The sequence below is a fragment of the Acinetobacter sp. F16 genome (assembly GCF_052712855.1).
The window spans coordinates 92,034-99,395 of the sequence record NZ_JBRATK010000011.1; the positions used below are offsets into that span (position 1 = coordinate 92,034).

General features: G+C 38.7%; 6 protein-coding genes. 1 reads left to right on the forward strand and 5 read right to left on the reverse strand.

Features of this window, described 5'->3' with window-relative positions; all coding sequences use genetic code 11:
• Window positions 1-22: 22 nt before the first annotated feature.
• Window positions 23-1,999 carry an acyltransferase family protein gene (locus tag ACU0NF_RS08515; protein WP_445660814.1) on the reverse strand — a complete coding sequence of 659 codons (1,977 nt, stop codon included), beginning with the start codon at window positions 1,997-1,999 and terminating at the stop codon, window positions 23-25.
• Between the two features lie 228 nt (window positions 2,000-2,227).
• Here ACU0NF_RS08515 and ACU0NF_RS08520 point away from each other — a divergent pair, with 228 nt between their 5' ends.
• Window positions 2,228-3,448: a YbfB/YjiJ family MFS transporter gene (locus ACU0NF_RS08520; protein WP_445660815.1), complete on the forward strand. Its 1,221-nt coding sequence runs from the start codon at window positions 2,228-2,230 to the stop codon at window positions 3,446-3,448.
• On the opposite strand, the gene ACU0NF_RS08525 is transcribed toward ACU0NF_RS08520, so the two are convergent.
• The 4 genes from ACU0NF_RS08525 to ACU0NF_RS08540 all read right to left on the reverse strand — a co-directional run bounded on the left by ACU0NF_RS08525 (window position 3,421) and on the right by ACU0NF_RS08540 (window position 6,915).
• Window positions 3,421-3,924, reverse strand: coding sequence for a M23 family metallopeptidase (locus tag ACU0NF_RS08525; RefSeq protein ID WP_445660816.1), 504 nt, complete (start codon window positions 3,922-3,924; stop codon window positions 3,421-3,423). The two genes, ACU0NF_RS08520 and ACU0NF_RS08525, sit on opposite strands and share 28 nt — an antisense overlap.
• 194 nt (window positions 3,925-4,118) lie before the next feature.
• Window positions 4,119-5,372 (reverse strand): NADP-dependent isocitrate dehydrogenase, encoded by a 1,254-nt coding sequence (icd, locus tag ACU0NF_RS08530; protein WP_131386578.1) that lies wholly within the window; start codon window positions 5,370-5,372, stop codon window positions 4,119-4,121.
• Window positions 5,373-6,034: 662 nt separating this feature from the next.
• The gene (locus tag ACU0NF_RS08535; protein WP_131386580.1) at window positions 6,035-6,235 is read right to left on the reverse strand and encodes a hypothetical protein; all 201 of its coding nucleotides are present in this window, start codon (window positions 6,233-6,235) and stop codon (window positions 6,035-6,037) included.
• A 539-nt stretch (window positions 6,236-6,774) separates the two neighbouring features.
• On the reverse strand, window positions 6,775-6,915 hold the full coding sequence (locus ACU0NF_RS08540; protein ID WP_228259869.1) for a hypothetical protein: 141 nt from the start codon (window positions 6,913-6,915) through the stop codon (window positions 6,775-6,777).
• Window positions 6,916-7,362 lie beyond the last annotated feature (447 nt).

Sequence of the window (7,362 nt, forward strand, 5' to 3'; positions counted from 1 at the left end):
CGCGGTTTTTTTATGCTTGCTTTTAATTTTTAAGCGGATTGCCATACTGTTTTAAATATTCAATGCCTAATTGCCGAGAACCCTGATCATTAATATGATTGCTGTCTTTATTTCGATATAAAGGCACATTATTAATCATAATTTTACACATCTGCTGATTACAGATAACCTTGGTTGGATCAATGATTTTCAGGTCAGGGTATTTCAGTTTTGCTTCGGCAACAATGTGATTAAAAGCAGCCAACTGGGCCTCATAATTTTTTCTCGACACAGTACATGAGACATGCGTATTTAAAATTTCATTGCGCAAATTGCAGTCTGCCGGCACCCCGTCTTGATCCAGGCGCGGTACATCATTCAGCAGAATCACCTGATCACTGGACTGAGAAGCAATCTTCAAAGCTTTCATAAAACCGTTTTTAAATATTTCTGCATTGGAATGATGGACACCATCTTCCAGTTTCACTTTATCATTAAAATACGGCACATAGGAACCTGCCAAGATAATGGTTCGGTAATGTGTTTGAGCAAGATGGGCAGTAATGGCATCATTTCTGAACGCGAACTTGTCGAGTTTTCTCCAGCGGTTAAAATTCGCTTCTGAACGCTGCACCCCGGGTAAATAGAAAGTTGAACTTTGCGTGACGTCATAGCCGCGCAAATTCGCATCTTTGGCCCATACATCCAGCATCGCGGTATAACCATTGGCATGAGAATCACCGATTAATAAAAAATCGATGTTAGATTTAGCATCACCCAATACACAATCATCCGAGTCTGGTAAAGCTTTCGGATCCGCAATATCCATACATTTATTTCGGATCACATGCGCAAATGAATTGAGTGCCTCCTGCTTGTTATGGACAGACTGTGGAAACCGGTCTGGGAAACCTTCCTTGATATCGACTATCTTGGCAATAGCGATAAAACATATGGCTGGCAGCAGAAAACCGATAATAATCACCTTGTAATTCGCTGCCATCACAAAACGTTTGCTCGGTTTTTCAATCAGTTGATAGGTCAAAAATGCCAGCATGATCGACAAGAGTACAATCACTACCTGATTTTCAGTATTTAATGGCTGCATATAAATGCCGAATAACACGATAATCGGCCAGTGCCATAAATATAAAGGATAAGAAATTCTTCCAATCCAGGTACTTAAACGATTGCTCAGTAAAACATTGCTTGACGGTGAGCATTGGCCCAGATAAATAATCAGTGCTGTTGCCAGACATGGTATGAGCGCCATTGCGCCAGGAAACGGCGTTTGTTGATCAAAATACACGGCTGTCGCAAACAAGATGATTAAACTGACCCAGACCAGGCTTTGTACCAGTTTTTTCGGCAGTTTGAGCTGTGGCAGAAAGCCAATCAACGCACCAATCAGCAACTCAAAAGCACGTACCGGCATACTGTAATAGGCCTTCTCTGCATTTTGCGTCAACTTGTGCTGGGCATAAAACAGTAAAGTGACAATTAATGTGGTGATTACAGCCCAGGTATATTTACGCGACACCTTTCCAACAAGCAGTAATAACAATAAAGGCCAGAAAATATAGAACTGTTCTTCTACCCCCAGCGACCATAGATGCAGTAACGGTATACCTTCAGCACCTTGGCTAAAATAATCTCCCACTTCATTGCGCATATAAATATTCGCCATGAGCAGGGTGGCATACATGACACTGTCAAAATATTGGGTCAACTCACCAGGTAGCATGACCTGCCATGCAATGATACTCACGACACTGAGTACGGTAAAATAAGCAGGTGCTAGACGTACCACACGTTTTTTGTAAAAGCGTGCGATGGAAAATCGTTTGGATTGGATCTCATGGGTTAAAATGAGGGTAATTAAATAACCTGAAATTACAAAAAAGACATCCACACCAATATATCCTCCAGAAAAGAAAGATAATCCGATATGGTTAAAAATCACCAATAAAACAGCGATCGCCCTTAAGCCATCAATATCAGCGCGATAGGAGAAATTCATAATGCCAAAAAGTACAATAAAGTAGCGGCATTGTATGCTTATACTGAAAAAATTCAATTTTCAAACTAAAGGGTTTATGTGACCCAATTTGATAAGACCAGCATTCAATATTGCTAAATGACCCAAGCAGCTATTTTTATAGGGTTTGTAAGTTCTGAACCTATTTATTGTTCTTTACTCATGCTATTTATAGGGCTGAATCAATATAAAATAGTTACGAGTACACGGATGTCCTCAAATAATATCAAGCTCAGTATTTTTTTATGCTTAAGCATGTGCTTGGGAATTGGCATTTTGCGTTTTTCCTATACTGCCTTATTACCCAGCACTCGCGAAGCATTTGACTGGTCAGTGGGTTTTGCCAGTCTTTTGGGCAGTGCCAATTTACTCGGCTATCTGATAGGTGCATTTTGGGCCATGAAACTTCCCCAAACTAAAATCATGACCTTCTATATCCAAAGTGCTGCAATCGCAGGCATGTTCAGTTTAATGTGCTGTGCTTTTGCAGATTTTCCTCAGCCTTGGTATATCTTCTGGCGTGTGATTTCGGGAATAAGTGGCGGATTATTGATGATCTTGTCACCTAGCGTGGTGGCACAATGCTGCGACATTCAGGACCGTTTTAAAATCAATTTTATCGGGTTTAGCGGTATTGGGCTTGGGGTTTTATTGGCTACACTTTTCTTGCCTTATCTAGACCGGATTTCGATACAAACAGCCTGGCTGATTTTATGTGGATTCGCGCTTATTATCTGTATTTGCCTAAGTATTTTGCTGCAAAAGTTTAAGCATCGTTTATCTGCACAAACCATCGCCACCACCAGCAAAGTAAAACTTAACAATCTTTTTTATAGTTTGCTGATCGTGTACGCTTGCAGTGCATTTGCCTATATCCCTCATTCCCTGTTTTGGATTGACTATCTCGACCATGAGCTGGGACTGAATCTGTTTTGGATCAATCTTAACTGGATACTCTATGGCTTAGGCAGTGCGCTGGGCGCTTTTTCAGCTTATATACTGGCTAAAAAATTTGGAAATTTCAGTGCACTAAAAATACTTTACAGCCTTTATATTCTGGCTATTTTTATTGCGGTTTTAAAGTTAAGTCCTTTTCTGACTTTTACTTCCTCTTTTCTTACAGGAATGCTCAATCCGGCAGTGGTTTTTTTAACCTCTTATACCATTTTACAGCTTTATGGCCTGGCTTATAAAAAGCTCTGGAGTATTGCCACGCTGTGTTTTGCCTCGGTACAGCTAATTGGTGGCTTAAGTTTTAGCACACTGCAACATTTCGGGGTGACCTACCAGCAACAGTTTATTCTGGCTGCTCTGGTTTTATTATTGGGAACGCTACAATTGGTTTGGCATACATGTTCAGCTAAATCCAAAGCCACTGAACAAAGCAATGAAGTGACCACTTTTCAAGAAGATGACACTAAATATGGATAAGGATTGATTGCCCCTTGCCCATCCACATAAATGCCATAATGCAAATGTGGCGGGGTATTTTTAGCATTGCCTGTATTTCCTACATAACCAATGACCTCACCGACTTCCACCCAGTCACCTTCTTGAATCTGGTCAGCATACTCATCTAAATGTGCATAATAATGCCGGCTTAAATTCGGGCCTGTAACCCAAACCACTTTACCGCCTAAATTGTTAGTGCCGACCCGAGAGACAATTCCTTGTGTTGCACTGAGTACCGGTGTTCCTCGCTTAGCAAAAATATCAATACCTTCATGCTGACGCCCTTCACTACGCGCAGCTCCCCATGTGTCATTAATCTGGCGAGGTTTAATATTCTCAACCGGCATTGCAAGTTGGGCCGGCAACTCCATTTTTTGCAATTGCATGTATAAAATGGGATAACGCATGCCTGCTGCTTCACCAGAGGGCGGTGGCTGACAACCTGAAAGCAGCATGAATGTAATCATTAAACTGAAGCAGAAAATCTTTGTGAATATTTTTCGATGCTGATGCATTAATTTCAAGAATTAAAGTGATTTAATCCATTTCATATTAGATTTTTAGTTCTATTGAATGAAATATGATTTCTGTAAATATAAAAAACCTGCAGCAAGTGCAGGCTTTCTAACATGTGGTTCAGGATTTAAACTTATTCCATATTTTCAATGACTGCTTGACCAAATTCTGAACAACGCAACAAAGTCGCATCTGGCATTAAACGCTCGAAGTCATAAGTAACCGTTTTTGCAGCAATCGCCCCAGAAACTCCTTTGATAATCAAGTCGGCCGCTTCAGTCCAGCCCATGTCACGAAGCATCATTTCAGCAGACAGGATAATTGAACCTGGGTTTACTTTGTCCTGGCCTGCGTATTTAGGTGCAGTGCCGTGAGTGGCTTCGTACATCTGGATTGCACCACCAATATTTGCACCCGGAGCAATGCCAATACCACCCACTTCAGCTGCAAGCGCATCAGAAATGTAATCACCGTTCAGGTTCAGCGTCGCAATGACTGAATATTCGGAAGGACGCATCAGGATTTGTTGCAAGAACGCATCAGCAATCACATCTTTAATGATAATGTCTTTGCCGTTTTTAGGATTCTTGATGCGTACCCATGGGCCACCGTCAAGCAGTTCACCACCAAAACGTTCAAGGGCGACTTCATAACCCCATTCTTTGAACGCGCCTTCGGTGTACTTCATGATGTTGCCTTTGTGCACGAGAGTCACGCTAGGCTTATTATTGTCGATCGCAAATTGAATTGCCTTACGAACAAGACGTTGAGTGCCCTCTTTAGATACCGGCTTAATTCCAATCCCGCAGTTTTCTTCGAAACGGATTTTAGTCACGCCCATTTCTTCTTTCAGAAATTTGATGACTTTTTTGGCTTCTGGTGAATCCGCTTTCCACTCAATCCCGGCATAGATATCTTCAGAGTTTTCACGGAAGATCACCATGTCAGTCAGTTCAGGATGTTGAACTGGAGAAGGAACTCCTTCGAACCAGCGCACTGGACGTACACATACATACAGGTCCAATTCTTGACGCAAAGCAACATTGAGAGAACGGATACCACCGCCAACCGGTGTTGTTAATGGACCTTTAATAGAAACAACAAATTCGCGAAGCGCTTCAAATGTTTCTTCCGGCATGTAAGTACCGTAGATTTTGTCCGCTTTTTCGCCGCAATAAACTTCCATCCATTCGATTGAACGTTTGCCAGCGTAAGCTTTTAGAACTGCAGCATCAACCACTGCTTTCATTGCTGGTGTAATATCCACACCAATACCGTCGCCTTCAATGAAGGGAATGATGGGATTGTTAGGAACGTTCAGTGACAAGTCTGCCTTTACGGTAATTTTACTACCATCCACAGGCACTATGATCTTCTGATAACCCATTGTACTTGTTCTCCCTATTGTTATTCTCTCTGGCGAATCTAGAAAATAATCGCCAACATGCAATACTTTCAACTTATCTTCACACACATTACTTTAATCGAATTTACATGGTTCCGAGATTTATAGGTGAAATAACGCCATTTCTCCATAAAATAAAACTCAATGCTCCAGTATTGAGCATTCTTAAAGTAATCTTTTTTATAAAATCATTATTTTGAATTATGTCTTAATTTTTAATTCTTTAGCAATCTACATTTATCTACTCAACATAGACTATAACTGACTGTATATGAAAATAATTCTAATCTTTTTCAATCTATTCGCATTGGGTGTAAAACCGGTATTTTCAAAGTAACCTAGATTTTAGCGATGGTGATATATAAATATATCCACCATCAGTCAAAATTGTCGGATCGTTTTTCTAATGCAACCCAGTTGGGGTAATACTAAAGCAATCCAAAAGCTCCATACTATTATTTGAAGATCCAGAAATTTCAATGCTATAAGTTTTACACGGTACATCGCATTTATATGGGCATTTTTTGTTGTTAATTTCTAAAGTGGCAAGCGTAAAACTGCTGTTATCTTAGCTTTTTTATGTTCATTTTACAGACAATAAAAAGCCCAATATTGAATTGGGCTTATGTTCTACACAAAATTGATTACTCTTCATCTTCGATGAGATCGCCATCTTCAGGGCGATTAGGATGTCCCTCATCATCAGCAGGATCAACACTTGAACCATCTTTGGTAATCGTGTTGTACATCTCATCCTCTTTCTTGTCATCGATAAATTCTTCATCCTCAAGATCTAGAGGTTCTTCATCGTCATCGAAATCCAAGGGCTTTTCATCATCTATCATCGCGATCCATCACTTATTTAACCAAGAGAATATTATCGTTAAACACTTAACCACGTTATTCAATAGTTAAGAATTATCATTTATGTAACTCACACTTTAGAATAGATGGGTAGCTAATAAAACTGCCCAGATACTGGTATTCATTTAAATCGATCCACTACAAGTGACTTAAAAGTGACATAGATCCAAGTCAAAAAAATATATAAAAAGTGGGATGGATTTAGGTGGAAAATATTACATTAAAATTCAATTTTAAAATTAATAAAAAGCCTACTTAACTCTCTCAACTTAAGTAGGCTTTTTAATTCACAATTTTCTAATTTTTGTTTTCAAGTTATTGGAATAAAAGAAAGATATCATTGAGAACCTATTTAATAAGTAGGTTTTATATAACTGCTCTGTTTCCAAATGTTCCAATTAAGTTATATTTTTTAATTACTTGTCCAAATTTTAAACATTTAACAAATTCTATTGCAAAATTCATAACCCGTTCTTTAATTCAATCATTTATATAACAGTTTTATTAAACTTAATTTTGCTTAGGCCATGAAATCTCTGAGTAAAGATTGTTTTATAATTTCATCAAAATTAGATTTTAATGAATTCTGCTGGTTAGTCTTCACGGTTTTATAACAATAGCTCGCTACTATACCTGCACTCAATAAGGCCAACATTTTCATTACTCACCTCACATTATTAAAATAGATATATGAATATTAAACTATCATTCAAATTTGTAGCTTTCCAAACCACTTTTGATTATTTTTTGTACTATATGTAAATTATTATATACACAATGAAAGCTTAACTCTTGAATGCACCAAGATTATCTATCGCAGTCTTTTGGATTTCAGAAGCCACAATGAGCAACCTGTGTCGGGAGTGAAGTCGCATCTGATTGCCAAAATTTAAGAAAGTTTCATAAATGGAATTGATCATAAAATGCAGGCAAAGAGTTTATGCAGTGACTAGCAATAAAAAAAGAAAAATCCTATAGCATGATGAACTCTGGAAATATTAAGCAGACTAGGGTCTGTTGACATTTGTTGCTTAAAAAAATAGCGAGGTAGTAAAATTAAATCGCCAAACCCAATTTTACTCTCGCTATGCCTCGTACAATGCTGAAT

Bases quoted from the DNA above. Each gene is read 5' to 3' on its own strand.
- ACU0NF_RS08520 (WP_445660815.1), top strand. From the start codon at position 2,228: ATGTCCTCAAATAATATCAAGCTCAGTATTTTTTTATGCTTAAGCATG.
- ACU0NF_RS08515 (WP_445660814.1), bottom strand. From the start codon at position 1,999: ATGAATTTCTCCTATCGCGCTGATATTGATGGCTTAAGGGCGATCGCT.
- ACU0NF_RS08525 (WP_445660816.1), bottom strand. From the start codon at position 3,924: ATGCTGCTTTCAGGTTGTCAGCCACCGCCCTCTGGTGAAGCAGCAGGC.
- icd (WP_131386578.1), bottom strand. From the start codon at position 5,372: ATGGGTTATCAGAAGATCATAGTGCCTGTGGATGGTAGTAAAATTACC.
- ACU0NF_RS08535 (WP_131386580.1), bottom strand. From the start codon at position 6,235: ATGATAGATGATGAAAAGCCCTTGGATTTCGATGACGATGAAGAACCT.
- ACU0NF_RS08540 (WP_228259869.1), bottom strand. From the start codon at position 6,915: ATGAAAATGTTGGCCTTATTGAGTGCAGGTATAGTAGCGAGCTATTGT.